This window comes from Pseudomonas sp. EGD-AK9, from assembly GCF_000465935.2.
Classification (GTDB): domain Bacteria; phylum Pseudomonadota; class Gammaproteobacteria; order Pseudomonadales; family Pseudomonadaceae; genus Aquipseudomonas.
Map to the genome: position 1 here is coordinate 1 of NZ_AVOF01000174.1, position 26,321 is coordinate 26,321.

The following is a 26,321-nucleotide window of genomic DNA, read 5'->3' on the forward strand; positions in this document are numbered from 1 at the left end:
GATTTTTTCTTTCTACTCAACAACTTAGAGCAACCTCAGCGTCATCTCTTCCGCTTCGGTGAGGCGCGCATTCTACAGCACCTCTTCACTCCGTCAAGTTGTTTTTGAAGAAATTTTCTTTCTATCTCAACAACTTAGCGCTTCGTCGAACCTGGGTTCGCCTCAGCGAGGCGCGCATTCTACATGAGCGCGGCAGGCTGTAAACCCCCTGATATGCAAAAAATTGCGCAAATCGGATCAGCGCTCTTTTCCCTCTTCTATATAGAGGGCAGCAAGCTTAAATCACCCCCGCCTCACGCAACTCAGCGACCTGCGCTGCGCTCATGCCTAGCAGCCGCTGCAACAGGGCTTCGGTGTGCTGCCCCAACAACGGCGGAGCCGAGCGATAAGCCACTGGCGTGGCGGACAAACGCAGGGGACTGGCCACCTGCGGCGTGCTGCTGCCCAGGGCATTGGGCAGATCGAGACGCAGGCCACGCGCCCGAACCTGTGGATCGGCGAATACCTGCGCCAGGTCGTTGATCGGGCCACAGGGCACACCGGCCGCTTCCAGCAGCTCGATCCACTGCGCGGTGGTCTTGAACACCGTCGCCTGGCGCAACAATGGGATCAGCTCGCCACGATGGGCGACCCGTGCCTTGTTGGTGGAAAAACGCGGATCGTCAGCCAAAGCCGGAAGGCCGGCGACCTCGCAAAACTTGCGGAACTGCCCATCGTTGCCCACGGCGAGAATGAAATCGCCATCGGCACTGGGAAGGTCCTGGTAGGGCACGATATTGGGATGGGCGTTGCCCAGACGCTTGGGTGCCACGCCGGTCGCGAGGTAGTTCATCGCCTGGTTGGCCAGGCATGCGACCTGCACGTCGAGCAGCGCCACATCGATGTGCTGACCTATGCCGGACTGCTCGCGCTGATTCAGCGCGGCCAGCACCCCCACAGTCGCATAGAGGCCGGTCAGGATGTCGGTCAGCGCCACGCCCACTTTCATCGGCCCGGCGCCCTCCTCGCCCTCGGGACGCCCGGTCAGGCTCATCAGGCCACCCAGGCCCTGGATCATGAAGTCGTAGCCGGCGCGCTTGGCATAAGGGCCGGTCTGGCCGAAACCGGTGATGGAGCAGTAGATCAGCCGCGGGTTGAGCGCCTTCAGCGATTCATAGTCGAGACCATAGGCCGCCAGGCCGCCGACCTTGAAGTTCTCCAGCAGCACGTCGCATTGCGGCACCAGCTCGCGGATCAGGCGCTGGCCCTCGGGCAGGGTGAAATCCAGGGTCAGCGACTGCTTGTTGCGGTTGGCGCTCTGAAAGTAGGCCGCCTCGCGCGAATCATTGCCCTCGGTGTCCTTTATATAAGGAGGCCCCCAATGCCGGGTGTCGTCACCCGAGCCCGGCCGCTCGACCTTGATCACCTCGGCACCGAGGTCGCCGAAAATCTGCCCGGCCCAGGGCCCGGCGAGTACGCGGGACAGGTCGAGCACACGAATATGGGACAGGGCGCCGGGCATGGCGATTCTCCGTAGGGTGCGCCACGCGCACCATGAACAACTCGGTGGTGCGCATGGCGCACCCCCACTATTAGAAGAACGCCTGAATACCGGTTTGCGCACGACCGAGGATCAGCGCATGCACGTCGTGGGTTCCTTCGTAGGTGTTGACCACCTCGAGGTTGACCAGGTGGCGGGCAACGCCGAACTCGTCGCTGATGCCGTTGCCGCCGAGCATGTCGCGGGCCAGGCGGGCGATATCCAGCGCCTTGCCGCAGCTGTTGCGCTTCATGATCGAGGTGATTTCCACCGCCGCAGTGCCCTCGTCCTTCATCCGACCCAGGCGCAGGCAACCCTGCAGGGCCAGGGTGATCTCGGTCTGCATGTCGGCCAGCTTCTTCTGGATCAACTGGTTGGCCGCCAGCGGACGACCGAACTGCTGGCGATCCAGCACGTATTGGCGCGCGGTGTGCCAGCAGAACTCGGCCGCGCCCAGGGCGCCCCAGCTGATGCCGTAGCGGGCGGAGTTGAGGCAGGTGAACGGCCCCTTGAGGCCGCGCACCTCGGGGAAGGCGTTCTCCTCGGGGCAGAACACGTTGTCCATGACGATCTCGCCGGTGATCGAGGCGCGCAGGCCGACCTTGCCGTGGATGGCCGGAGCGGACAGGCCCTGCCAGCCCTTCTCCAGGACGAAGCCGCGGATCTCGCCGGCATCGTCCTTGGCCCAGACCACGAACACGTCGGCGATCGGGCTGTTGGTGATCCACATCTTGCTGCCGCTCAGGCGATAGCCACCGTCGACCTTCTTGGCGCGAGTCACCATCGAGCCCGGATCGGAACCATGGTTCGGCTCGGTCAGGCCGAAGCAGCCGATATATTCACCGCTGGCCAGTTTCGGCAGGTACTTCTGCTTGGTGGCTTCGTTGCCGAACTCGAAGATCGGCACCATCACCAGGGAGGACTGCACGCTCATCATCGAGCGATAGCCGGAGTCGATGCGCTCCACTTCGCGGGCGATCAGGCCGTAGCACACGTAGTTCAGGCCGCTGCCGCCATAGGCTTCGGGAATGGTGGCGCCGAGCAGGCCGGTCTCGCCCATCTCGCGGAAGATCGCCGGGTCGGTGCGCTCGTGCCGGAAGGCCTCCAGCACGCGCGGGGCCAGCTTGTCGGCGGCGAACTGCCGGGCGCTGCCCTGCACCATGCGCTCTTCTTCGGTGAGCTGTTGATCCAGCAGCAGCGGGTCGATCCAGTTGAAGCTTGCCTTGGCCATTGCGAGAAACCTCGAAGCGGTGAAGTGAGCGGTCGGCCGAGCCGACCCGAATGGCATTGATCCTAGGCCTGACTTGCCGATTGGACAAACGCAGAATACGCACAGACCTGTGCTTTTTTCTCACTTCGAGATAGCTTAATCACCAAGATATATCGCTTATGAGTGAGGCTTTGGCATAAATGCGCCGCAAGATCCCCAGCACCGCCGCCCTGGTCGCCTTCGAGTCCGCCGCGCGCCACCAGAGTTTCACCAAGGCCGCCGACGAGCTCAGCCTGACCCAGAGCGCCATCTGCCGGCAGATCGGCGGCCTGGAGAGTTTTCTCAATGTGGAACTGTTCCGTCGTTCGCGGCGCGGCGTGGTGCTGACCGAGGCCGGGGTCGCCTATAGCCGCAAGGTGGCGGCGCAACTCGATGCCGTGGAGCGCGACACCCTGGCGCTGATGGGCAACCAGGGCACCAGCAGCATCGAGCTGGCGGTGGTGCCGACCTTCGGCACCCAATGGCTGCTGCCGCGGCTACGCGCCTTCCAACAATTGCATCCGGAGGTGACGGTACACCTGACCAACCGCACCCGCCCCTTTCTGTTCGCCGACACCCACTTCGATGCCGCCATCTACTACGGCGATGCCGAATGGTCGGGCACCGAGGCGCATTTCCTGATGCATGAGCACCTGCTGCCGGTATGTAGCCCGGCATTGCTGGGCAAGCAGCCGGTCAGCGCCGAGCAGATTGCCGCGCTACCCCTGCTGCAGCAGACCACCCGCCCCTATGCCTGGCGCCAGTGGTTCGCTGCCCAGGGCCTGAGCGTGGCCCGCGACATGACCGGCCCACGCCTGGAGCTGTTCTCCATGCTCGCCCAGGCCGCGCGCCATGAAATGGGCGTCGCGCTGATCCCACCCTTCCTGATCCAGCGCGAACTGGAGGATGGCAGCCTGGTGGTCGCCCTCGACCGCGCCGCCCCCCACAACGACCGCGCCTATTACCTGATGGTGCCGGAGCGCAAGGCCGAGTCGGCAGCGCTCCAGGCATTTCGCGACTGGTTGCTGCTGCAAGCCGGCGCCTACCGCCAGGGATAGCGCCCCTGCAGCGCTTATGACCCGCCCACAAAGGCGACAAGAACGGCAGACAAGACTCGCAACGAGGACAGGTAGTGTCATGCCGGTCACACTACAACGCCGCAACAGCCTCGATTCGCGTCACGCCCAGCACTTTCGGGGCATTCCACTATTCTGAACGCTCCGTTCGCCGCTTTTTACACCTCAGTCGATTCGACCAACGGTCATTCGTTCGATGAATGACCGGCAGACCGCACAGGCCCCAGCAAACCTGCTTCCCCTCAGGTGCGGCGCGGCCTGCACGCGGTATAAAAATCTCTCATAGACCTATTACTTGTAGTAATCCATTTTTTTTACTCCATAACTTCTTGTAAGGGTCTGCGTTCGATTGCACAATCGCCGCGCCCGCCGCCAACTGGCAGGTTATGTGCTGATCCCCAATCGCCAGCGTGCCAGCGCAGTACGCCGGTTCACCCAAAAGATCACGCAGGAGATTAGAAGTGCACATCGGTGTTCCTCTCGAAACCCACGCCGGGGAGACGCGGGTTGCCGCGACGCCCGAGACCGTCAAGAAGCTGGTCGGCCAAGGCCACCAGGTGACCGTCCAGGCCGGTGCTGGCGTCAGCGCCAGCATTCCCGACGCGGCCTATACCGCCGCCGGCGCGATCATCGGCAACGACGCCGCCACCCTCGGCGCCGACCTGGTGCTGAAAGTGCTCGCGCCGACCGAGGCCGAACTGGCGCATATGAAGACCGGCGCCGTGCTGGTCGGCATGCTCAACCCGTTCTGCAACGACACCATCGCGCGGATGAACACCCGCGGCATCACCGCCTTCGCCCTGGAAGCCGCGCCGCGCACCTCGCGCGCACAGAGCCTGGACGTCCTGAGCTCGCAGGCCAATATCGCCGGCTACAAGGCGGTGCTGCTGGCCGCGCACCATTACCCGCGCTTCATGCCGATGCTGATGACCGCCGCCGGTACCGTGAAGGCCGCGCGTATCCTCATCCTCGGCGCCGGCGTCGCCGGTCTGCAGGCCATCGCCACGGCCAAGCGCCTGGGTGCGGTGATCGAGGCCTCCGACGTGCGTCCGGCGGTGAAGGAACAGATCGAGTCGCTCGGCGCCAAGTTCGTCGACGTGCCGTTCGAGACCGATGAAGAACGCGAATGCGCCCAGGGGGTCGGCGGCTATGCCCGGCCCATGCCGCAATCCTGGATGGAGCGCCAGGCCAAGGCCGTGCACGAGCGCGCCAAGCAGGCCGATATTGTCATCACGACTGCCCTCATTCCGGGTCGTAAGGCGCCGACACTGCTCCATGAGAGCACAGTGGCTGAGATGAAGCCGGGCTCGGTGGTCGTCGACCTGGCCGCGGCGCAGGGCGGCAACTGCCCGCTGACCGAGGCCGACCAGGTGGTGGTCAAGCACGGCGTGACCCTGGTGGGCCACACCAACCTGGCCGCGCTGGTGCCGGCGGACGCCTCCGCCCTCTATGCACGCAACCTGCTGGACTTCCTCAAGCTGGTGATCGACAAGGAAGGCCAGTTCCAGCTCAACCTCGAAGACGACATCGTCGCGGCCTGCCTGATGTGCAACGCCGGCGAAGTCGTGCGCAAGAACGGCTAAGGAGTAGAGACATGGATCTGATTTCCGACGGCATCTACAACCTGATCATCTTCGTGCTGGCCATCTACGTCGGCTACCACGTGGTGTGGAACGTCACCCCGGCCCTGCACACCCCGCTGATGGCCGTGACCAACGCGATTTCCGCGATCGTCATCGTCGGCGCCATGCTGGCCGCCGCCCTCACCGTCACCCCGCTGGGCAAGGCCATGGGCACCCTGGCCGTGGCCCTGGCCGCGGTCAACGTGTTCGGTGGCTTCCTGGTGACCCGACGCATGCTGGAAATGTTCAAGAAGAAGGCGCCGAAAGCGCAGGCGGAGAAGCACTGACCATGAGCATGAACCTGATCACTGTTCTCTACCTCGTCGCCTCGATCTGCTTCATCCAGGCGCTCAAGGGTCTGTCGCACCCGACTTCGTCGCGGCGCGGCAACCTGTTCGGCATGGTCGGCATGGCCATCGCCATCGTCACCACGGTCGGCCTGATCCACAAGCTCGGCAGCGAACTGGCCGTGCAGGGCCTGGGCTTCGTCATCGTCGGCCTGCTGGTCGGTGGTAGCGTCGGCACCATCATGGCCAAGCGCGTCGAGATGACCAAGATGCCCGAGCTGGTCGCCTTCATGCACAGCATGATCGGCCTGGCCGCGGTATTTATCGCCATCGCCGCGGTCGTCGAGCCGCAGTCGCTGGGCATAGTCGCGGCCCTGGGCAACGCGATTCCGGCCGGCAACCGCCTGGAGCTGTTCCTCGGCGCGGCCATCGGCGCCATCACCTTCTCCGGTTCGGTGATCGCCTTCGGCAAGCTGTCGGGCAAGTACAAGTTCCGCCTGTTCCAGGGCGCCCCGGTGGTGTTCAAGGGCCAGCACCTGGTCAACCTGCTGGTCGGCCTGGCCATCATGGGCCTGGGCCTGTTCTACACCTTCACCGGCGACATCACCGCCTTCGCCGTGCTGGTGGCGCTGGCCTTCGTCATCGGCGTGCTGATCATCATCCCGATCGGCGGTGCCGACATGCCGGTGGTGGTGTCGATGCTCAACAGTTACTCGGGCTGGGCGGCGGCCGGTATCGGCTTCTCGCTGAACAACTCGATGCTGATCGTGGCCGGCTCCCTGGTCGGTTCGTCCGGTGCCATCCTCTCGTACATCATGTGCAAGGCGATGAACCGCTCGTTCTTCAACGTCATCCTCGGCGGCTTCGGCGCCGATGCCGACGCCGGCGCCGCCGGTGGCGCGCAGCAGGAACGCAACGTGAAGTCGGGATCAAGCGACGACGCCGCCTTCCTGCTGACCAACGCCGACACCGTGGTGATCGTGCCCGGTTACGGCCTGGCCGTGGCCCGTGCCCAGCACGCGCTGATGGAACTGGCGGAGAAGCTGACCCACCGCGGCGTGACCGTGAAGTACGCGATCCACCCGGTGGCCGGGCGTATGCCCGGCCACATGAACGTGCTGCTGGCCGAGGCCGAAGTGCCCTACGAGCAGGTGTTCGAGATGGAGGACATCAACTCCGAGTTCGGCCAGACCGACGTGGTGCTGGTGCTCGGCGCCAACGACGTGGTCAACCCGGCGGCGAAGAACGATCCTAAGTCGCCGATCGCCGGCATGCCGATCCTCGAGGCTTACAAGGCCAAGACCGTGATCGTCAACAAGCGCTCGATGGCCAGCGGCTATGCCGGCCTGGACAACGAACTGTTCTACATGGACAAGACCATGATGGTCTTCGGCGACGCCAAGAAGGTCATCGAGGACATGGTCAAGGCCGTGGACTAAGCCCTGACCAGTTAGACAGGAAACCCGGCCTTGCGCCGGGTTTTTTGTGCCCGGGAGACAGGGAAAAGCTGAACCTCAGGTCAGCCGCCATAGCGGATCAATTTAAAACTGTACCGCTTGATAGCCACTGCAATCGAGGCCTCATGCAGGCGATTTTCTCGCATTGTCCGGTTGCACCCAGCCATTTCACTTATGACCAGTACAGTTAGCTCCGTTTCAGGCGAAACAGTTACAAAGCAACCTATCTAATAGCACAACAATTTAATCCAGCTGTGACTACTGGGTCGTCGCCCCGCTCGCGATAATTTGCCCATCGAAAGCAAACACCAGCGCCGCCACAAGCGGAAGGATGACCACCATGGAACGTACCCTCAGTTCCGACCTGTTTCACCAACACAGCACCGCCAGCCACCAGGCCTCCTGGCCGCTGCGCCTGATCGCCACCCTCAGCCTGTGGCAGCGCCGCATCGTCAGCCGCCGTCAACTGGCTCGACTGGATGCCCGCCTGCTGGCCGACGCCGGCATCAGCGAAAACCAGCGTTACGCCGAGCTGAGCAAGCCGTTCTGGCGCTGATTCACCGATTTTGCTCCCTCCAAGTTGGGCTCTTCTGAAGGCTCCATCGTCTCTGCTGCGATGGGGCTTTCGTTTTATCTGGGCCGAGCAGCCGCGGCGCTTAGCAGCACAGTTGCGCACAGGCTCAAGCGCAATAGAGCAATTGTCTCGGAACAGTCCGTTCTTCATCTTCAGTGCCGTGATTTGCTCTCGAGCAGTTCGCGATACAGCTGCGCCGTCCGCAGCCCCATGCGCTGTGCGGTAAACAGCTGCTCATAACGCTGCTTGGCCTTGAGCCCCATCTGCAGCGCCAGTTCGGGATTGTCCCAGAGTGTACGCATGGCCTGGCGAAACGCCTGCGGATCGCTGGGCGGCACCACCAGCCCCGTTTCACCGTGGACATTGATATAGCTGGTACCGGTACCTATCTCGCTGGAGATCATCGGCTTGCCGTACATGGCACCCTCCAGCAGGGAGATGCCGAAGGCTTCGGAGCGCAGATGCGACGGGAACACGATCGCGCTGCACAGCTGCAGCAGCGCCGCCTTGTCTTCTTCGCCTAGACGCCCGGCAAAATGCACGTGCGCCAGCCCCAGCGCCTGGGCCTGAGCACGCAACTCCAGCTCAAGCGGCCCGGCCCCGACTATCACTATGGGGTAGCCCGTCCCCTGGGCGGCATTCAGGAGGATGTGCAGCCCCTTGTAATAGCGCATGACCCCGACGAACAGGAAGAAGCGCGGACCGAAACGCTGCCGCCAAGCATCCAGAACGCTCGCCGAAGGCACCGGGTAGGTGGTCTTGTCCAGACCATAGGGGATGATCGAGGTCTTGTGCCGATACCGCTTGAGGACCTCGCTGGTCTCCAGGTAGTTCGGCGAAGCCGCGACAATACGGTCGGTGCTGCTGAGAAAACGGTTCATCAGCGGCCGATAGAGCTTGAGCAGGTATTTCTGGCGAATGATGTCGGAGTGGTAGGTCACCACCGTCGGCTTGTCGATACGCGCAGCGAAGTGCAGCAGATCCATGAACGGCCAGGGAAAGTGGTAGTTGATCAGGTCCACCTCGGCCGCCAATGCCTTCAGTCGCGCCAGGACGCTGTAGGAAAAGCCCGTCGAGGCCAGCTGCAGATCGAGCTTGGCCCGGTGCACACGATGTTCCGCCACCATCAGCTCGGACGGCCCGTCTTCGGCGCTGAGGGTCAGCACCTCGCCCTGGATGCCATGGGCAATCCCGCTCTGGCATATCTGGAAAATAACCTGCTCGATGCCGCCGACGGTTTCCGGCAGGTAGGTCTTGAACAAGTGCAGAACGCGCATTCAGTGCTCCAACGCCTGCCGATAGGCGGCAGCGGTAATACCTGCACAACGCTTCCAGGAGAAGCCCTGCGCTTGCTCTAGGCCCGCCACCCGGCGCGCCTGCCATTCGGCCTGATCCTCGATCAGGCGCAGGATGGCACGGCACCAGCCTTCGGGGTCGCCGGCCTCGACATAGGTTCCAGCCGTCCCTGCCACCTCCGGCAGTGCCGAGCTTGGCGACAGCAGCACCGGCACACCGCTGGCCATCGCCTCCAGCACGGGCAAACCGAACCCCTCATAGAGCGAGGGGAACAACAGCATGCGTGCTCCCGCCAGCAACTCGGCCAGGCGCTCGTCGTCCAGGTAGCCGAGCAGACGCACCTGCCCGCTGGCCAGGGCCGCCTGCAGTTCGGCGGCAAAGTCGTCTCGACGCCAGCCGGCCATGCCGGCGATCAGCAGCGGGTAACGCCGGCGCACCGCCTCGGGCAGCAGCGCGTAGGCGCGCAGCGCCAGCGCCAGGTTCTTGCGTGGTTCGAGGGTGCCGACGCAGAGCAGGTAGGCGCCCGGCGTCACGCCCAGCGGCGCCGTTACCCGGCCCAGATCGGCCAGCGGTCGCGGATGAAAGCGCTGGGCATAACCCAGCGGGGCCACCTTGAGGCGCTCGCGCGCCACGCCGTAATGCCGCTGCAACTCGTCGGCAACGAACTGCGAGTCGGTGAGGATGACCCGCGCCCGTTCCAGCGCGGGCTCGACGCACCTGGCGATTTCGGCCAGGCGATCTGCCGGCTGCGTCTGCGGATAGTGGACATGGGTCAGGTCGTGCAGGGTCATCAGCATCGGGCCATCGAACTCGAATGGCCACAAGCTGGGCTCGTGATACAGCGCTGGCTGCAGGCGTCCAACCCCCTGAGTGAAAAGCCTCTGTTCCACAGCACGTCGCACCTGATAGGCCTTGGGCACGACCGATTTGACCAAACGACTCAATTGCGAATAGCCGGGCATCGCCGCTTCAGGCACGGATTGCTGCCAGCCTAGACCAGTAAACAGCTGTGGCTGGACAAGTTGCTGCGCAGCCAATGCCGAGGCCAACGACGCAACGTACTGACCAATACCAGTACGCGGTGCCCGCAGGATAGTGGCGTTAAGCGCGACGGAGAGCGGGTTTCTCATCAGCCTGCTCAATTCGTCCGGCAATGCTTAACGTTCTGTCGAGTAATTGCAGACTGGCCTCGCGCCAACCAATCCACCGCCAGTCAGCTAGCGATTTACCGGCAGGGAAGACGCCACTGTTGATATGCCCCTCAACTAATTTGGCCAATGCCTCAGGGTCGCCCAGATCAAAGTACGCGGCAAAGTCACCGCCGATTTCTCGGAAGACGGGAATATCACTGACCATGGCCGGCACACCGCGCTGCATGGCTTCAACCATGGGTAGCCCAAAGCCCTCCGCATGCGAGGGGAACACCAACGCACTAGCTCGAGCGTAGGCGTACTCCAGTCCCGAATCATTAAGCTGGTTGAATACAAACAACTGGCGGCTGAGTTGCGGATGCCTCTGTATACGCCCGATCAACTCCTCACTTTTCCATCCCACCTTGCCAATGATACACAAGCGCGCCTTTATTCCCCGAGCCCATATCCGCTCAAAAGCATCCAACAAATAAGCATGATTCTTCCTGGGTTCAATGGTGCTGACCATCAGATAAACCGGCTCATTCGATACGAACACCGTTTCGATCTCAGAATCCAGTTCAGGATCGCGCTGAGTCAGATCAAGCTCCGAGCCCAGATAGAAATGTTCAAACTGTCGTGAATCGGCTAACTCCTGCCCCAGGCGTGCTGCAACTGCATGCCGCACATCATCCTCAACAGTACGGGAAATACACAAAAACCCGTCGGCAGTTTTCGCAACCCAGTCAAACCATCGTTCAAACACCCGAGTCAAACCCGCATCGCAAAATTGTGGTTGCATCAGCGGTATCAGGTCATAGACCACGCTAATGATGCTGGCACCCCGCGCCTTGAGACGCTCAGCCAGATCGTAGAAGTCCAGATGCCAGGAGGAATCGAGCAGCAGGAAAACGTCCCCCTCAGCGATATCCATCGGCTCGCTACGTTGCAAGGCAGCCACATTGCGTCGATCCAACCAAAGAAAAGCTCGCAACGGTACCGTGATCGAGAGGTTGAGTACCCGGCAGAAGGTAAAAAACGGCCAGCGCAGTGCAGTGCTGGCCAACACAGGTGCACGATTGATTAACGCTGAGTACGCTCCCCAATAACGCAGTCTCAACCGGTCAAGCCTCTGCGCCCACTTGCGCTGCCAGGACAGTGGCTGTGAGGCGGGCGGAAGTAGAGAAATAACGCGCTTGAGCTGGCCCTCCTGCATGATCACCGGAATACACTCACAGCCGGCGTTCGCACGTTGCAGCTCACTTATGACATTACGCACCACTCGCTGAATCCCCGAATTCAAATCCGGGTGTTCAAAGACGTAAGTACATTCAATTAGCAGGCGCATATGCCTTCAATACTCCCGTTGGCTATTGCTCAACCGATCAGATCCACTAGGTCGTTCATACGCGTGCAACCTTCCGCTACACACAGTAGATTCAAGAAGCCCCAACTCTGTGGGGATATATCCTCACTCATACGCCGCTCTAATGTCTCAGGCTGCAAATTGCGCAGCCTTGGAGTGTGTTCGGACACCTCATACAGGCGATAACCTAGCGCCTGCAGTTGACATGCAAGCGCCATGGGATCATCGCCCGAACGAGTCAGACCAAATGGCCAGAATTCAATAATCATCAGTGGCCGCCAACCGCTTGCCAGCAGCTGCGCTGCTCCGCGCAGAATGCGCGCCTCCGAGCCTTGTGTGTCGGACTTGATAATATTCGGCAACGACGTACGTGTATCAGCGTAATAAGCATCGAGCGTGGTGACCGGCACTGTGGCGACCTCACGTGCGCTGCCATCACTAAACAGTCGGTGATCGCCAAGATTGTTGCCAGAACGATACAACGACATCTGGCCATGAAGATCACTTACCGCGCAATGATTGACCTGCACGACACCATGGCAATCGACCATAGAAACGTTGCGGCGCAACAGTTCAACATTCGCGGCATCCGGCTCAAACGCGGTTACCATGCCATTGGAGCCCACCAGTTTGGCCGCCAGCACGCTGTACCAGCCTATATTGGCCCCCAAATCCAGCACCCGATCACCGGACTGGCAAAGGCGCCCAAATACCGTAGTTTCGAACGGCTCCCAAATACCATCCCGGGCCAGATTGCGCGAAATGCACTCATCACCAATAGCGTGAATTGCAAAGTCAAACGGCGGTAAGTCCAAAGCACGCGCCCGAACAAGCCGATAGTCCGGCGCCACGCGTCGACGCAACCAATTTGGCCACTTCATCTAGTCCCCCCTACAGGGTTCTCACAACGCGACCGATTGTCCGCTAAGTCAACCACTTACGAGTCGTTCCCTTATATTTATCCCAATGTCGCGGCTGAAATTTTACAAGGCGCGTATGCCAGGCCCCACAGGTTGTACACCTGTTCACCGTCTGGATAGAGCACTGCATAACGTGCGCCCCCAACGCAATAGTCCACAACCTTACCCAACATCAGTTGCCCCTTGTTCACTGGATTGGGGGTACATACGGCGATACCCGCCATCAACCCGTACTCACCTGGACACAGAGGGCTGGTGAATTCGAATTCGATGACCTGGGGCGCTTGCAGCCCGTCGCTAGACAGGTAAATACCTTCCTGCGCCGAATTGAAATGCATAATCTGCCTTCCGCTGCTATCGGCAATCCCCAAAGTGATGCCGTAGTCAGGCGGCAGCGGCTGTTGGGCACGATAGACCACCTCCACCTTGCATGGGCGGTTGAAGCCAACACGATCAGACTCCACGCCATGCTCATCACGCAACACGATGTCGAGGATGTGTGCCTCACCACTGCCCGTACGCAACGGGGCAACCCGCTCAGCAAAAGCAGCCTGACGTGCACTTAGCGCCTCACCTCGACTTGCAACCGTTGCAGTGCTTGCCCGCACCTTGTCGGGCTGATCGACCAGACCCGACTGCACCATGCGCCGGAACACTTCTTTCTGGTACTCGGCACCCACCGCCGCCGAGGCGCCGCACATACGCACATGCCCCTTGTTCATCCAGATGCCCTGCTGACATAGCGATCGAATGGAATCTGCCGCATGGGTTACGTAAATGAAGGTGGTACCCAAATCGAGCAACGACTTGATCTTGTGCAGACACTTGTTTTGAAAATAAGCGTCACCAACGCTCAGCGCCTCATCGACAATGAGGATATCCGGCTCTACGTATACCGCACATGCGAACCCCAGGCGCATCGCCATCCCGCTGCTATAGGTCTTGACCGGGTGATCCACAGCATCACGCAACTCGCTGAACTGAATAATATGAGGCACCGCCTCATCGGTCTGAGCACGACTCATCCCATGCAACATACAAAACTGCCGGATATTCTCACGCCCAGGCAGCTCAGGGTTAAATCCTGCGCCAAGTTCCAGTAGCGCGGAAATTCGTCCCTCAACCCTCACGCTACCGGAGCTCGGAGTCAGCACACCGGCTAGGATCTTGAGCAACGTGCTCTTGCCGCTGCCATTTTCCCCTACAATGCCCAGGCGACTGCCGCGCTCCAGCGTCAATGACACATCATCAAGCGCTCTGACCTCATGGGCATAGCGCCTGCGTCCACCTGTGAGCAGCTCGATCAGCCGATGCTGCGGACTGCTGTAGGTCTGGTAGATCTTTGAAACGTTGCTCAGCTCGATGATCGGGCTGGAATTCGTACGATTTGTCACGCCCACACAGCCCCGTCAAATCACATCGGCAAAAGCAGATTTCAGCTTGCGGAATATCGCGACACCGCACGCCAGGATCACCAGAGAAAGAACAGACACCTTAAGCAGCGCCCCCCACATAATCTCCCCCGTGCCATAGACCGCGTGCCGGGAGATCTCGACTAGGTAATAGAAAGGGTTGTAGTCCATGATTATTCCACGCACCCACAGCGGACCATGATCTTCAACCAACGTGGCTGGATACAAAATTGGTGTCAGCCAAAAGAGGATATTGACCACCACCGGAATGATCTGCGCAAGGTCAGGGATGTACATCGCCAACGCCGAAATGCCGTAAGCGAGCCCTAACGACAATATCAAACAGGCTCCCCACGCCAACACATAGATGTACGCGGTATCAGCCATAGGGATACCCTTGTACATCATTAGCCCTGCCACAATTACCAGAATGATCGCCTGGCTGATCAAGGCCGATAGCATTGGTACCAACGGCAGCACCCAAAAAGGGAACGCAATCTTGTTGATCAGATAACCGTACTCCCGCAGCACCATTGTGCTGCGATTCACCATGTCGGAGAAAAATATCCACAGGGAAAACGGCAGAAAATAGAACAGCGCAAATGGGATATCCCCGTAGCGCACTCCCATACGCCCATTCATCAAAATGGAAAACACCACGACATTGATCACCGCATACAACAGCGGTACGCCAATGCTCCAAGCGATACCGGCATAGGAGCTCGCATAGCGATTTTTTATATCTTGCTTGGCCAGCATCCAGGCCAGTGACAGCCCGGATTTCAAACCCACGTTACGCACCATGACCTTCCGCCTACCCACACCCAGCGATCAACACCTTTAAACAGCGGAGCCAAGCCCTTCTACGTACGAGCCCCAATGTTCTCAACTTGGGAGCCGCGAGGTGCCCCCCCCTCACATCGTCAGACAGGAGCCCTGCCGTACTGATCCTCGAAGCGGACGATATCGTCCTCCCCCAGGTACTCGCCGCTCTGCACTTCGATCATCACCAGATCGATCACCCCGGGGTTCTCCAGGCGGTGCTTGTGTCCAGCGGGGATGAAGGTCGATTCGTTGGCGCTGACCAGCCGCGGCTCGCCGCCATTGACCACTCGCGCCATACCCTGCACCACCACCCAGTGCTCGCTGCGGTGGTGATGCATCTGCAGCGACAGCGCCGCACCCGGCTTGACCACGATGCGCTTGATCTTGAAGCGCGGGCCCTCCTCGAGCACCGTGTAGGTGCCCCAGGGACGGCTCACCGTGCGGTGCAGGCGATAAGCGTCATGCTCGCTGGCCTTCAACTGCTTGACCACCTGGCGCACGTCCTGCGCGCGCTCGGCGTGGGCGATCAGCAAGGCATCCGCGGTGTCGATCACGATCAGGTCGTCGACCCCGACCGCCGCCACCAGACGCGCCTCGCTCTGCACGAAGTTGTTGCGGCTGTCGATGAACAGCGCATCGGCGGCCGCGCGATTGTTCTGCGCATCCGCCTCGACCAGCTCGCTCAGGGCGTTCCAGGAGCCGATATCGCTCCAGTCGAAAGCCGCCGGCACCACCGCTACCCTGTCCGAACGCTCCATCAGTGCGTAGTCGATGGAAATATCCGGCAACTCGGCAAACAGCTCGGCGTTCAGCTCCTGCTGCGCCAGTTCGCCCTGTTGCAGCGCCGGGCTGGCGGCGACGCAGGCGGCGACCTGTTCGAGCAACTGCGGTGCCTGTTCGGCGAGCTCGCGGAGCAGGCTGCCGACGCTGAAGCAGAACATGCCGGAGTTCCACAGGAAGCGGCCGCTGGCCAGGTAATGCTCGGCCGTCTGGCGATCCGGCTTCTCGACGAAACGTACAACCCGGGCGGCGCCATCGCCGCCCAGCGCGTCGCCCGCCTCGATATAGCCGAAACCGGTTTCCGCACGAGTCGGGCGGATGCCGAAGGTCACCAGGTAGCCATCCTGCGCCAGAGTCGCCGCCTGCCTGGCCGCGGCAACGAACGCCTCGCTGTCGCGAATCAGATGATCGGCCGGCATCACCACCATGATCGCCTGGTCGCCATGCCGTTCGCGCAGCGCCAGCGCGGCCGCGGCAATCGCCGGCGCGGTATTGCGCCCCAGCGGCTCGAGCAGGTAACGGGCGCGCCGCTGCGGCAGCCTGGCCGCGGCGAACTCGTCCTTGCTCTGGAAGTAGTAATCGCGGTTGGTCACCGTGACGATCTCGCCGCCGTCGGCCAGCAGGGCGCCCGCCCGGCGATAGGTCTTGAGCAGCAGCGACTCGCCGTCCGGCAGGGCCATGAACGGCTTGGGATGGCCTTCGCGGGAAACCGGCCATAAACGGGTACCGGCGCCGCCGGACAGAATCACGGGAAACAACATCGGCCTACTCCTTGGCTACGCGAACGAGATCGGCATCGACCATCATGCGGATCAGGCTTTCCAGGCTGGTCTTCGGCGTCCAGCCGAGCATCCGCTCGGCCTTGCCCGGATTGCCGAGCAGTACCTCGACCTCGGCCGGACGGAAGAACGCCGGATCGATCACCACATGATCCTCATAGTTCAGCTCGACATACTCGAAGGCGATGCGGCACATGTCCCGCACCGTGGTGGTCACCCCCGTGGCCACCACATAGTCGTCGGCCTGTTCCTGCTGCAGCATCAGCCACATGGCTTCGACATAATCGCCGGCAAAGCCCCAGTCACGCTTGGCGTCGATGTTGCCCAGGCGCAACTCGCGCTGCTTGCCGAGCTTGATCCGCGCCACCGCGTCGGTGACCTTGCGGGTGACGAACTCGATACCGCGCAGCGGCGACTCGTGGTTGAACAGGATGCCGCTGGAAGCATGCAGGCCGAAGCTCTCGCGGTAGTTCACGGTGATCCAGTGGCCATAGAGCTTGGCCACGCCGTAGGGACTGCGTGGATAGAACGGCGTGCTCTCGTCCTGCCGCTCGGCCTGGATCAGGCCGAACATCTCGCTGGTCGAGGCCTGGTAGAAACGGCTCTGCGGGCTGAACTGGCGAATGGCCTCGAGCATATGGGTGACGCCCAGACCGTCGACGATGCCGGTCGTGACCGGCTGGTCCCAGGACGAGCCGACGAAACTTTGCGCGCCGAGGTTGTACACCTCGTCCGGACCGGCCTTGAGCAGTGCACGCTGCACGGAGCAGGCGTCGGCCAGATCCCCGTCCAGGTAATTGATCTCCCGCTCGATACCCAGCTCACGCAGACGCCAACGTGTGTCGGTACTGCGCCGGGCCACCAGACCATGGACCCGATAGCCTTTTTCCAGCAGCAGCTTGGCGAGATAGGCGCCATCCTGGCCGGTAATACCTGTAAGCAAAGCGTTTTTTGTCATTTCTTGTCTCGCCACTCAACACGCCAGGATCATATCTAGCCCGAATCTTTATTTGTCTAGCAGATGCCCTTCACAGCGGGCAATCAGCGCACCCATCAATGCCTAACCATCAGGCGATAGTGCCCTACACATGCCTGCCCCTTTTACAGCCAGCTGCTCTCTACAACTGCGCCTGGAATTCATCCAATACGTCTTGCAGAGTTTGTTTTATGGGGATTACCGGTGCCCATGCAGTATCTCTCAGGAGTTTTTCAGCACACCCAACAACCCGGCGTTGTTCAGCCAGCCTAAATCGGACAGGGTTCTGAATCAGATCAACCTCTACACCGGCCAATTGCACCATCTGTTCGATCAAGTCCCGAACACATCGCTCTCGACCGGAGCACACATTGTAAATCTCACCACCTGTGCCACTCTCGAGCAGGCTGAAATACGCCGAGACAACGTCTCGTACATCCAGAAAGTCACGCGTGACCTCCACATCCCCGACCTCAAGACGAGGCGCTTGCAGTCCTTTTTTCACACGCACCAACTGCCTGGCCATGTCCGCAACGACAAAATCTGTTCGCTGCCCGGGGCCGACATGATTGAAGGGGCGTGCAACCATAATTCGCCAAGGCTCGGCATAACTCCATTGCTGACACAGAAGTTCCGCAGCCACCTTGCTCACCGCATAGGGGTTACGCGGCTGCGGCAATTGCAGCTCACTGATCGGTAACGCCTGATCATCGACACGACCATACACATCACCGGAACTGACGTACAGGAAACTGCCATTGAAGCCGTGACGCTTCAGCGCCTGCAATACATTAAGGGTGCCCAGAAGATTGACCTGGAGCGTGGCCTGCGGGTCACGGAATGATTCCGGGACAAACGTCTGGCTAGCAAGGTGAATGACCGCATCCGGGCAACCCTGAACCAAGGCATCGTTGAGGGAGGCGCTGTCGAGCACATTAAGCTGAGGCGTCTGCAGTAATTGCCAGGTAGACGGAAGCTGCGCCTGCACATGCCGCCCAACAAAACCGCTCAGCCCCGTAACCAGCAGCGAACTAGCCATGCCTGACTCTCCTCCTGTCAGAGAAACCTGCCTAGGGTAGCTTTCATCCGAGCCAGGCGCCGGACTAACCGCCATGAGCGGCTACCCTGCAGCGTTTGCAGTTGTTGCTGGGCTTGCATCAAGGCATCGCGTAACGTCTGTACCTCCGGCCCTTCACTCGCCAGCACATGCCCTGGACACAGCTTAAATTCGTCCAAGATATTGGGTGGCAAGGAGAACGCCGGCAACAGGTGATCGCGCTCGCTGGCCACCCAATAACGATTGATACCGTCGCCATAGGCATGCTGATAACCGGCAGCGATCATCAACTCCTCCCAGTCCGGTTGCTTGTCAAACGGACACTCCAATACAACGATCCAAGGGCGCCACCGAGAAAAGTCCATGCTCTGCAGCACCTGCAACTCGAAGCCCTCGACATCGATCTTGAGGAAATGAAATGGCTTGTCCGTCGGCAAATAATCCTGACAAATAGCGTCCAGTCGCATTGCCCGCACTGTGCGTGGTACGAACTGAATGCCCGCGCTCTCCTGCATTTCGCGCATCGCCTCACTTGGCGTGGAGAGCCCGCTGTCACAATTCTCGTAAAAGGTCAGCTCGCCGGCCGCCGGGCCTACAGCCACACACAGATTTACATCCCCTGGTCGCTCGGCACACAAGGCTTCGTGATAGTGCTCAACCGGTTCAATATTGACCCCACGCCAGCCACGCTCATAAAAGGCTCGCGTCACCGAGTCGTGCGTGGGGTGATTGGCGCCCACGTCAATATAATGGCCCGGCCCGAATAGCCTCAGTGCACGCCAGAGTGTGACGTCTTCAAAATTCTGTGCATAAGAGATGAATGCCATGTCGGCTCCTAACGGTTAGCGAGTGACGCATCGGTTGCACTTACCGTAGGGGCCTGCATGGGCTCCTTGTGCAGCAAATTCTGGGCAATGCGGGCACCTCGACGGCGCAAGGGCAGTTCGATAAAGCGGTAATTAAGGTCGCTCAGAATTAACACTATTAGCGCGGCAGAGCAGGTGAACAGCATAAACGCGTCTTGAGTCGGCAACTCGCCACCACTGTGGCGGTGCCAGAGCTCGCGCACCAGGTAGAAGCAGGGGATGTGGATCAGGTACATCGCGTAGGATCGCTCTCCCACCCAGACCAATGGCCGGCGTATCCAGTCCTGTTTATAGAACAGAAGGTTGCCATCATGGCTGGCCACAAACACCAGCAGCGCCACTAGCACGGCAACCACACTTAGGCGATAGGGTGCAACGTTGAGATGGTGCGACCCGAATGTCAGCAGCAATGTCAGCAACAGCAACACGCTCAGGGTGCTGTCCAGGCGGCTGGCGAGAGAGTGCGGTCGCGCCAGTTCATAGGCTCGCGTACGGCTGATCAGGGCCAGTAGAACGCCCAAGCACAGCGCGTCGGTCCTGAAGATCACCGCAAGCATTGTGTCGCGCGGGCTGATGAGTTGCATCAGCGCAATAATACAGACACCCCAGACCAGGTACTTCCGCAGGCATAACGCCAGGAGCGGAAGCAGAAAATAGAACTGTTCTTCCAGCGAAAGACTCCAGTAAACAGCTGTGGCACCGTATTCTTGGCGCCCCCACACATCGGCCAGGCGAAAGTTCGCCACATGCGGCAATCCGGCCATAGTGGCCTCAACATTGGCCCTTACGCCACCAAAGGCTCGACTGTCGTTAAGCAGTAGCACCAGCAACAGCGGCACCATCAACCACAGCCAGGCCGATGACCACAAACGCCAGGCACGCTTGACCCAGAACGCCAGCACAACTCGTGCTCGGTTATCACCAGCCGCCTGCTCAAGTCTGGGCAGCAGCTCCCGCGCAATCACGAAACCCGAAATGGCAAAAAAAAGATCTACCCCAATGGCGCCACCAAAGTAGGTGAAAAACAGCTCCAGGGCTGGGTTTGTCCAACTGTAGAAATTGAAATGCGCATGATGAATGACCACCAGTAGGACTGCGATCCCGCGCAACACTTCAATATCGAGTATTCGCCGGCTCATGCCGTTCACTTCTTACGGGCTACGATGATTTGGCTCTTCGGCAAAATACCATCCAGCACCTGTTTAACCGCATCGCCCTGGGGGAGACTTAAGAGTTCAGCCCAAGTAGCATCCCAGTGCCTGATGATTGCCTCGTTCTGTCCATCCAGCGAGCTTTGGCCGCTGACCCAGAAAAACAACCACCACAGGGTGCGGTAGAAACCGTATTCGGTGTGCTGCTCGATGACCAATCCGGCATCACTTACCAGCCGAGCGAACTCCTCACGCTCAAAGATGTGTATGTGATTGGGTTTTTGGAAATACGCGGGACTGGCAATCCCTTGCTGAGACCGCTCGCTCAGGGCTGCCGGCACGGAAATTAGGTACTGCGCACCGGGCTTGCCCACTCTGACCAGTTCAGCCAAAAAGGTTGCCGGATCATCGACATGCTCCAGCACTTCCATCGCCACCACCTTATCCAGATGGGCATCGGGTAGCGGGATAGGATTGGCATCCGTGACCAATGGATGAACCGCGCGGGCGTCAGTCTCTCTCAGGCGCGCCACCGCCCGCTCAACGTTGCCTTCATCGATATCGGCAACATAGATTTCCGCGCCCTGGCGCCCACAGAAGAGCGTAAAGCCACCATCGCCACAGCCAATATCCAGCAGGCTGTCGCTGGCCTTCACAGCAAAGCCTGCAAACAACTCGCCGCTGTCATTCTTCAACCAGCCACTACGCGCCATATCGATAAGCCCCACCGGCAACAATACCGGGGCCTCCTCAACTGATACTGCCACAACAGCCTCTTGAGGCTTTAATTGCGTAAAACGGCGTTTCAATCGCTCCAGCATCATCGGCTCCCAGATAGAGGTTTACGTGCCACCACGATCTGACTCTTAGGCAATAGTGCATCGAGCCGGCGTTTGATCGCCGGGCCGGCCGGCAGTTGCAGAAGCTGCTGCCATAAGGAGGCCCAGTCATTGAGTAGCTCCGCATAGGGTGGTGCAATCAAATCGTGGGTGGCCGCATCCAGTTGCTTGCCTTCTGCCTGAAAATCGGCCCAGTACAACATCATCCAAAATGCCCAATAGAAGCCGAAGTCATGACGGCTGACGATCTCCAGCCCGCTGTCTTGGACAAGATCGGTGAACATCGCCTCATCAAAGACATGCTGATGATTGGGCGCTGCGAAGTGCGAGTCCGGAGCAATACCCTGCTGCAGACGTTCTGAGCGTGCATGCGGTACAGCAAGCAGGTACAGGGCGCCTGGTTCGCCAACCCGGTATAGCTCTGCAAGCACCGCCGACGGTTCATCGACATGCTCAAGCACCTCTTGCGCGATTATTCGGTTGAAACAGGCATCACCCAGTGGAAGGGGTAGTGCCTGGTTGACAATCCCCAGGTGACTACCAGCGCTATCACGCAACAGATGGTTGAGATGAGTGATTTTTCCCTCATCACTGTCGAGAAATGTGACATTGGCCCGGTGACGGGCACAGAATTGCGTTGCCCCGCCAGCTCCACAGCCAAAGTCCAGAACGCGATCTGCGGAGCGGATGGAAAAATTGGGGTGCAGTTCACCGGTCTCGTTGTTAAACCAGCCACTGAGCACTGCGTCATGAAGGCCACAGTAACGAGAATCGACTGTATGGCGAACCATTTGAACAGCTGGTTTTCTCCTGCGCATAAACCTGTTCCAAATCATGCGCATGCTGCCGCCTCAAGGAAAGGTTTGAGCTTGCCTTTAACCACCTCACGGGAGCAATGCTGACGCATGCGTTCAATCGCATAATCGGACATCGCCATGTATCGGTCAGGCTCGTTCAGATAGGCGTGGTAAGCCTTGATAAACGCATTGCGCAGCGATGTCCAACTGACCTGCTGGCGACACGCACGTGTCGCAAAGCGCGGGTCATGGGGCCAGCCAGTTGCCTCATCCCAGCTGTCGACAACAAATGCCATGCACTCATCAATGTAATCGACCATCCCGGAATGCTTCGGCGCAATCGCCGGCTTGCCGCAGGACAGAAACTCCATCAGCGGCAAGCACTGGCCCTCGCCATAGGACGCGTTGACCACATAGGCCGTGGCGCTGACCATGGCTTGGTAGTCGGTATCTTCCAGATAGCCATGGAGGAGGATCACTCGGCAGCTAAACGCGGGTAAGCGGGCCAGGTAGCGCAGCATCTCGACGATGGGCTGGGTACAGGCGCGATGGGTTAGCTTGAACAACAGCACCGCATCTTCTTTGTCGGAAAAAGCGCTGCAAAACGCACTGAGCATGTCTTGCCAGTTCTTGCGTCCGTCGTAAGGATTAAATACCGAGGTAAACACCACGCCGTCGAGCTCCAGAGCGAAAGACGCAGACTGGAACAGGGCGAGGGGAACTGAGTCATCTGGCACTGACTCAGGTAGCGGCTCGGGCTGAGCCGGCTCCCCAGCCTGAGAAGCTCGTCGCGGAACAACTACACCGAGGTACCACGCCATCGCGTAACGTTTGCCGATTTTCCACCACTGTCGATCAAATATCCGCTTTCGGGCAGGCAGTCCCGGGGCAGGAATGACTAATTGTTGCCCCTCAGATGGCAACCGGGGAGCCATAGGCTGCTCTTCGGGCGATAGGTCACTGTCCGTGAAACGACGGTGAATGACATCGAGCTCATTCCTTATGGAAGACTCCAACTCAGGGTCGTCATGTGGAGTCGGGAGACCATGCACCACTGCATGCCAGTGTCCCGGGCTGGCCCTGAGAAACATCGACAAATCCAATACACCGGTATCGAATATGGTACCCCTGCCCTGAACTTGCCATGACCCAGAATAACGCTTGCTATCGCGCAAACAGCCAAAGGTATCCCAGACCGGTGCGGGTACGTTCAACAAGGGATAGTCCGGCTCCAGCACCCGATAAGCCGCCCTCACCGTGGAAATCGAATGAGTGATAGCCTGTCCTAGCTGGCGAAGCACCCAGCCCCAGTCCTCTTCCGGCCGCCCCAGCCAGGTTTCGTGCGGAATACTGTCAAACTCCCAGGCGAATACGGGGATTGTCGGGCACTGCAGATTCAGCAATGTCCGGTGTGGCGGCGAAAAGCTCAGGAACACACACGGCTCACCCCGGCGCGAACAGTCTAGATATACGGCGTCAACCTCATCTTCTGGGTGCTCGACAACCTGGACGTCGCCCAGGCTCTCTAAAACCGGGATGAACTCCCGCAGCACGAAAAAGTAGCTGTATTCAGCAGTGCCCAGACGGCTTTGCAAGTTCGTAGCACTGGTTTCGGAATAGACAAGAATCCTCATGAGACCGCCTGCGCGACATCTGCACCGGTTGGCACAGGTACGGCTTTAGACAGAAACGTTCTCACCACCTCCGAAATACGCTCATGTGATGCCTGCATCAGCATGCCCGTGCGTGCCGCTCGGGACTTGGCGCGATAGCACTCCGGAGCCTGCTGAGCCATACGAAAACTATCTGCCAGGGCCTGACAGAGTGAAGTCCAATTCAGGCGTAGCGATTGGTGATGCAATTTTTTATCGATATCTCCATTCCAGTAAGCCGGCTGAATATCACCGCTCACCAGAAATGCGTTTTCCGCCGTCAGCCAGTCGGCCAGTGCTCCGTGCACGGGCCCAATCACGGGCCTACCAGCACTCAGAAACTCCTGCGCCGTCAGCGCCGATGCCTCGGCCTCGTGAGGTGTAACAAGATAATCGGAGGTGGCAATCAGCGCCGCATAGTCCTGAGTTTCTAAAAAGGCATTAATCGCGACTACCCGACAACGGAATGGTGACAATCGAGAAAGGGTCGTGAGCAAGGGCATCAGACCGGATGTTTCTTTATGGTGAGTGAACTTGAGCACCAGTGTCGCATTGGGCTCATCTCGGAAAGTCCAGCAGAACGCCGTTAACAGCTCCATCCAACGACAACGCTCATCCTCTGCCCTGAGAATGCAGGTGTAGACAGTGCCAAAAAGTTTCAGCCGTTGCTCTGGCGGCGTTGCTGCCGGTTCAATCAGGGATGGCTGAGGGTGTTCACTCGGCGCCACCTCGGGAGCAGTGGCAGCCGGCTGCGGCGCCTCCGAAAAAACGTAAGCGACAACCGCCTCATGCCACCAGTTGAACACCAGTTGGCCACTAATACGCAACCGCTCGATAACCCCGGGAGCAGCCGGCGGAGCTACAGGCTGCTCCGATTCCGGCTGGGCCTCAAATTGACGCTCCAGCTGGGGCTCCAGCCTAGCCAGGCCGTCTACTGACAAGCCAATACGTGGACTGTCAAGCAGATGCCCACGAAACATAAGCATGCGTGGGCGTTTGTGGGGAAGCTCGCCATGATCCGCACAGAGCCCCGCGAATCGCTCGGCAGGTTGTGCAGGTAAAACCTGCACTGGGTAGTCATCCCCCATCAGCCGCCTGATCGCTCCAGCAGCCTGCTGGCTAAATACCAATGCACCGCAACACGTCTCCAAGCCCCGTCGCCAATCACTAATCGGAGCCCGGTTGCAGGCTGGAGGAAATTCGTCATACGCCCAAGCACAGGCCAATACCCTAGGGGGCTGATCCTTATCTATCGGAAGCTGATAAGGAAGGCCAAAGAACAAGGAGATGGGCTGCTCCACACTCCCCGGAACAGACAAGACTCCAGACAGGGCCTCAGCTATGAAGTAAAACCCTTGACCAGGATTGCCCAACTCCATTGGCGGGTGCCCGAGGTTAAAAATACTTCGGGTTTGCATCGACATTTTTATAGTTGTGACGTCTAAAATTGCATCAAAAGGAGGGCTCCCAGATACCGAGGCGCCCCTAGGTTGTGCAAGCATTCTATGAGCCCCAATGACAAGTCAACAAGGGACAGTTGGAAATTCCTAGCACGCACCAAACTGACTCCATAGTCATGAAAAGTGATCCTCGGCGGGTATCCCGGCCTTTGCCATCCGACGCAATCGTGGCGCGGTGAAATTCCTTTGAAAGACGCGCCGGCAGAACGCCAGCAACTGGTCGGCGCAAGCGCCCCTGAGCTAGGCTTGTTATTCCGGCCGCAGGCCTTCTGCACCGCCCATCTCGCCCGTTGAGGAATATCCCATGACCACCTTCCGCATCCTGAGCGCCGCCACCCTCCTGGCGCTGGCCACCAGCGCCTCCGCCACCAGCTTCGTGGTCACCACCGACGCCATCGTCAGCGGCGTCGCCGCGACCAGCGAGGCCACCTCGGATATCAGTTCCTCGCTGCGCGACGACAAGGTCGTGCTCGCCGCCCGTGACGATGCCGCCAGCTTCGTCGCCAGCGCCGGCGAGATCCGCGGCGTGCAGCTGGAGGCGGCGCTGCTGCATATCCGCAGCCAGGTGCCGGCGCTGGCGGCGGCCGACGACCTGCACCTGGCCGAGGCCATCCTCAGCCTCTGATTGCTCCCCAGGCAACGCCGGCCGGCCCAGTTGCTGACCGGCGCGCACCGGCCCCGTAAACTGCACGGGCATACGCGCCCGCCTGCGGAACCCCAACCGCGCGGGCTCGTCCAACCGTCCATTCGCCGTTTGCGGAGTTTCTCCATGCGTCATTCGCTTCTCGTCCTCGCCACCGCCTGCGCCCTGCTCAGCGGCCTCGCCCAGGCGCAAACCGTGGTCGCCACCAGCAATATCATCGTCCGCGCCCTGGATCGCAGCATCGACTTCACCTCCGATACCACCACCTCGCTGCGCGACATGAAGCTGGTGGTGCAGGCCCGCGACGACGCCGCCAGCTTCGTCGCCAGCGCCGGCGAGATCCGCGGCGCGCAGCTGGAGGCGGCGCTGCTGGCGATCCGCACGCAACTGCCGCAAGCGCGCAGCGCCAGCGACCTGCAACTGGCCGAAGCCATTCTCGCCCTGTGAGGTCCCTGTGCGCTTGGTGCTGCGCCGCGCTGCTGGCGCTCAGCGGCGGCGTCCAGGCCNAGCTGCGCCTGGTGCTGGAGCACGACCAGCTGAGCGCCGCCGAGCGCCAGGCCAGCCAGGCGCTGCTCGACGACGCCCTGG

General features: G+C 60.2%; 24 protein-coding genes. 7 read left to right on the forward strand and 17 right to left on the reverse strand.

Translation table 11 applies throughout. The features are described 5' to 3' along the window. Nucleotides 1-277: 277 nt before the first annotated feature. Nucleotides 278-1,501 (reverse strand): CaiB/BaiF CoA-transferase family protein, encoded by a 1,224-nt coding sequence (locus tag N878_RS09570; protein ID WP_021443444.1) that lies wholly within the window; start codon nucleotides 1,499-1,501, stop codon nucleotides 278-280. Between the two features lie 70 nt (nucleotides 1,502-1,571). Next, nucleotides 1,572-2,750, reverse strand: a complete 1,179-nt coding sequence (locus N878_RS09575) for an acyl-CoA dehydrogenase (RefSeq protein ID WP_021443445.1) — start codon at nucleotides 2,748-2,750, stop codon at nucleotides 1,572-1,574. Nucleotides 2,751-2,929: 179 nt separating this feature from the next. Here N878_RS09575 and N878_RS09580 point away from each other — a divergent pair, with 179 nt between their 5' ends. From N878_RS09580 to N878_RS09600, 5 genes are all read left to right on the forward strand, one after another. Further along, entirely contained in the window at nucleotides 2,930-3,826 is an 897-nt protein-coding gene (locus N878_RS09580; RefSeq protein WP_021443446.1) for a LysR family transcriptional regulator, read from the forward strand. A 479-nt stretch (nucleotides 3,827-4,305) separates the two neighbouring features. Then, nucleotides 4,306-5,427 (forward strand): Re/Si-specific NAD(P)(+) transhydrogenase subunit alpha, encoded by a 1,122-nt coding sequence (locus N878_RS09585; protein WP_021443447.1) that lies wholly within the window; start codon nucleotides 4,306-4,308, stop codon nucleotides 5,425-5,427. Nucleotides 5,428-5,438: 11 nt separating this feature from the next. Continuing rightward, a complete protein-coding gene (locus N878_RS09590) occupies nucleotides 5,439-5,753 on the forward strand; it encodes an NAD(P) transhydrogenase subunit alpha (protein ID WP_016490057.1) in 315 nt (104 codons plus the stop codon). Between the two features lie 2 nt (nucleotides 5,754-5,755). After that, nucleotides 5,756-7,192, forward strand: a complete 1,437-nt coding sequence (locus tag N878_RS09595; protein ID WP_021443448.1) for an NAD(P)(+) transhydrogenase (Re/Si-specific) subunit beta — start codon at nucleotides 5,756-5,758, stop codon at nucleotides 7,190-7,192. A 358-nt stretch (nucleotides 7,193-7,550) separates the two neighbouring features. Next, nucleotides 7,551-7,766 carry a DUF1127 domain-containing protein gene (locus tag N878_RS09600; protein WP_021443449.1) on the forward strand — a complete coding sequence of 72 codons (216 nt, stop codon included), beginning with the start codon at nucleotides 7,551-7,553 and terminating at the stop codon, nucleotides 7,764-7,766. 170 nt (nucleotides 7,767-7,936) lie between these two features. Here N878_RS09600 and N878_RS09605 read toward each other — a convergent pair whose 3' ends face one another. The 15 genes from N878_RS09605 to N878_RS28330 all read right to left on the reverse strand — a co-directional run bounded on the left by N878_RS09605 (nucleotide 7,937) and on the right by N878_RS28330 (nucleotide 24,718). After that, entirely contained in the window at nucleotides 7,937-9,061 is a 1,125-nt protein-coding gene (locus N878_RS09605) for a glycosyltransferase family 4 protein (RefSeq protein WP_021443450.1), read from the reverse strand. Continuing rightward, nucleotides 9,062-10,210 (reverse strand): glycosyltransferase family 1 protein, encoded by a 1,149-nt coding sequence (locus N878_RS09610; protein ID WP_031302955.1) that lies wholly within the window; start codon nucleotides 10,208-10,210, stop codon nucleotides 9,062-9,064. It abuts the gene before it with no gap. After that, entirely contained in the window at nucleotides 10,182-11,558 is a 1,377-nt protein-coding gene (locus N878_RS09615; RefSeq protein WP_031302957.1) for a glycosyltransferase family 1 protein, read from the reverse strand. Before N878_RS09615 ends, N878_RS09610 begins: the two co-directional genes overlap by 29 nt. Nucleotides 11,559-11,587: 29 nt before the next feature. Then, nucleotides 11,588-12,457 (reverse strand): FkbM family methyltransferase, encoded by an 870-nt coding sequence (locus tag N878_RS26760; RefSeq protein ID WP_082457830.1) that lies wholly within the window; start codon nucleotides 12,455-12,457, stop codon nucleotides 11,588-11,590. Between the two features lie 77 nt (nucleotides 12,458-12,534). Next, entirely contained in the window at nucleotides 12,535-13,890 is a 1,356-nt protein-coding gene (locus tag N878_RS09625) for an ABC transporter ATP-binding protein (protein WP_177342889.1), read from the reverse strand. Between the two features lie 15 nt (nucleotides 13,891-13,905). Further along, nucleotides 13,906-14,712 carry an ABC transporter permease gene (locus N878_RS09630; RefSeq protein WP_021443455.1) on the reverse strand — a complete coding sequence of 269 codons (807 nt, stop codon included), beginning with the start codon at nucleotides 14,710-14,712 and terminating at the stop codon, nucleotides 13,906-13,908. 119 nt (nucleotides 14,713-14,831) lie between these two features. Continuing rightward, the gene (locus tag N878_RS09635) at nucleotides 14,832-16,274 is read right to left on the reverse strand and encodes a mannose-1-phosphate guanylyltransferase/mannose-6-phosphate isomerase (protein ID WP_021443456.1); all 1,443 of its coding nucleotides are present in this window, start codon (nucleotides 16,272-16,274) and stop codon (nucleotides 14,832-14,834) included. 4 nt (nucleotides 16,275-16,278) lie between these two features. Further along, a complete protein-coding gene (locus N878_RS09640) occupies nucleotides 16,279-17,250 on the reverse strand; it encodes a GDP-mannose 4,6-dehydratase (protein WP_021443457.1) in 972 nt (323 codons plus the stop codon). 160 nt (nucleotides 17,251-17,410) lie between these two features. Further along, on the reverse strand, nucleotides 17,411-18,307 hold the full coding sequence (locus N878_RS09645; RefSeq protein WP_021443458.1) for a GDP-mannose 4,6-dehydratase: 897 nt from the start codon (nucleotides 18,305-18,307) through the stop codon (nucleotides 17,411-17,413). 17 nt (nucleotides 18,308-18,324) lie between these two features. Continuing rightward, complete coding sequence (locus N878_RS09650) at nucleotides 18,325-19,152, reverse strand: FkbM family methyltransferase (protein ID WP_021443459.1); 828 nt, start codon at nucleotides 19,150-19,152, stop codon at nucleotides 18,325-18,327. 8 nt (nucleotides 19,153-19,160) lie between these two features. Beyond that, on the reverse strand, nucleotides 19,161-20,330 hold the full coding sequence (locus N878_RS09655; protein ID WP_021443460.1) for an acyltransferase: 1,170 nt from the start codon (nucleotides 20,328-20,330) through the stop codon (nucleotides 19,161-19,163). A 5-nt stretch (nucleotides 20,331-20,335) separates the two neighbouring features. Further along, nucleotides 20,336-21,163, reverse strand: coding sequence for a class I SAM-dependent methyltransferase (locus tag N878_RS09660; RefSeq protein ID WP_021443461.1), 828 nt, complete (start codon nucleotides 21,161-21,163; stop codon nucleotides 20,336-20,338). Then, on the reverse strand, nucleotides 21,163-22,023 hold the full coding sequence (locus N878_RS09665) for a bifunctional 2-polyprenyl-6-hydroxyphenol methylase/3-demethylubiquinol 3-O-methyltransferase UbiG (RefSeq protein WP_031302959.1): 861 nt from the start codon (nucleotides 22,021-22,023) through the stop codon (nucleotides 21,163-21,165). The genes N878_RS09660 and N878_RS09665 overlap by 1 nt, the downstream gene beginning before the upstream one ends. Beyond that, nucleotides 22,014-23,612 carry a glycosyltransferase gene (locus N878_RS09670; RefSeq protein ID WP_021443463.1) on the reverse strand — a complete coding sequence of 533 codons (1,599 nt, stop codon included), beginning with the start codon at nucleotides 23,610-23,612 and terminating at the stop codon, nucleotides 22,014-22,016. The genes N878_RS09665 and N878_RS09670 overlap by 10 nt, the downstream gene beginning before the upstream one ends. After that, a complete protein-coding gene (locus tag N878_RS28330) occupies nucleotides 23,609-24,718 on the reverse strand; it encodes a glycosyltransferase (protein ID WP_156350866.1) in 1,110 nt (369 codons plus the stop codon). Before N878_RS28330 ends, N878_RS09670 begins: the two co-directional genes overlap by 4 nt. 676 nt (nucleotides 24,719-25,394) lie before the next feature. Between N878_RS28330 and N878_RS09675 the strand changes: the two genes are divergently transcribed. Together N878_RS09675 and N878_RS09680 are read left to right on the forward strand one after the other, a co-directional pair. Continuing rightward, entirely contained in the window at nucleotides 25,395-25,715 is a 321-nt protein-coding gene (locus tag N878_RS09675; protein ID WP_021443464.1) for a DUF2388 domain-containing protein, read from the forward strand. Nucleotides 25,716-25,859: 144 nt separating this feature from the next. Next, nucleotides 25,860-26,180 carry a DUF2388 domain-containing protein gene (locus N878_RS09680; protein WP_021443465.1) on the forward strand — a complete coding sequence of 107 codons (321 nt, stop codon included), beginning with the start codon at nucleotides 25,860-25,862 and terminating at the stop codon, nucleotides 26,178-26,180. Nucleotides 26,181-26,321: the final 141 nt, after the last annotated feature.

Bases quoted from the DNA above. Each gene is read 5' to 3' on its own strand.
- N878_RS09570 (WP_021443444.1), bottom strand. From the start codon at position 1,501: ATGCCCGGCGCCCTGTCCCATATTCGTGTGCTCGACCTGTCCCGCGTA.
- N878_RS09575 (WP_021443445.1), bottom strand. From the start codon at position 2,750: ATGGCCAAGGCAAGCTTCAACTGGATCGACCCGCTGCTGCTGGATCAA.
- N878_RS09580 (WP_021443446.1), top strand. From the start codon at position 2,930: ATGCGCCGCAAGATCCCCAGCACCGCCGCCCTGGTCGCCTTCGAGTCC.
- N878_RS09590 (WP_016490057.1), top strand. From the start codon at position 5,439: ATGGATCTGATTTCCGACGGCATCTACAACCTGATCATCTTCGTGCTG.
- N878_RS09595 (WP_021443448.1), top strand. From the start codon at position 5,756: ATGAGCATGAACCTGATCACTGTTCTCTACCTCGTCGCCTCGATCTGC.
- N878_RS09600 (WP_021443449.1), top strand. From the start codon at position 7,551: ATGGAACGTACCCTCAGTTCCGACCTGTTTCACCAACACAGCACCGCC.
- N878_RS09605 (WP_021443450.1), bottom strand. From the start codon at position 9,061: ATGCGCGTTCTGCACTTGTTCAAGACCTACCTGCCGGAAACCGTCGGC.
- N878_RS09610 (WP_031302955.1), bottom strand. From the start codon at position 10,210: ATGAGAAACCCGCTCTCCGTCGCGCTTAACGCCACTATCCTGCGGGCA.
- N878_RS09615 (WP_031302957.1), bottom strand. From the start codon at position 11,558: ATGCGCCTGCTAATTGAATGTACTTACGTCTTTGAACACCCGGATTTG.
- N878_RS26760 (WP_082457830.1), bottom strand. From the start codon at position 12,457: ATGAAGTGGCCAAATTGGTTGCGTCGACGCGTGGCGCCGGACTATCGG.
- N878_RS09630 (WP_021443455.1), bottom strand. From the start codon at position 14,712: ATGGTGCGTAACGTGGGTTTGAAATCCGGGCTGTCACTGGCCTGGATG.
- N878_RS09635 (WP_021443456.1), bottom strand. From the start codon at position 16,274: ATGTTGTTTCCCGTGATTCTGTCCGGCGGCGCCGGTACCCGTTTATGG.
- N878_RS09640 (WP_021443457.1), bottom strand. From the start codon at position 17,250: ATGACAAAAAACGCTTTGCTTACAGGTATTACCGGCCAGGATGGCGCC.
- N878_RS09645 (WP_021443458.1), bottom strand. From the start codon at position 18,307: ATGGCTAGTTCGCTGCTGGTTACGGGGCTGAGCGGTTTTGTTGGGCGG.
- N878_RS09650 (WP_021443459.1), bottom strand. From the start codon at position 19,152: ATGGCATTCATCTCTTATGCACAGAATTTTGAAGACGTCACACTCTGG.
- N878_RS09655 (WP_021443460.1), bottom strand. From the start codon at position 20,330: ATGAGCCGGCGAATACTCGATATTGAAGTGTTGCGCGGGATCGCAGTC.
- N878_RS09660 (WP_021443461.1), bottom strand. From the start codon at position 21,163: ATGCTGGAGCGATTGAAACGCCGTTTTACGCAATTAAAGCCTCAAGAG.
- N878_RS09665 (WP_031302959.1), bottom strand. From the start codon at position 22,023: ATGCGCATGATTTGGAACAGGTTTATGCGCAGGAGAAAACCAGCTGTT.
- N878_RS09670 (WP_021443463.1), bottom strand. From the start codon at position 23,612: ATGAGGATTCTTGTCTATTCCGAAACCAGTGCTACGAACTTGCAAAGC.
- N878_RS28330 (WP_156350866.1), bottom strand. From the start codon at position 24,718: ATGGGGGATGACTACCCAGTGCAGGTTTTACCTGCACAACCTGCCGAG.
- N878_RS09675 (WP_021443464.1), top strand. From the start codon at position 25,395: ATGACCACCTTCCGCATCCTGAGCGCCGCCACCCTCCTGGCGCTGGCC.
- N878_RS09680 (WP_021443465.1), top strand. From the start codon at position 25,860: ATGCGTCATTCGCTTCTCGTCCTCGCCACCGCCTGCGCCCTGCTCAGC.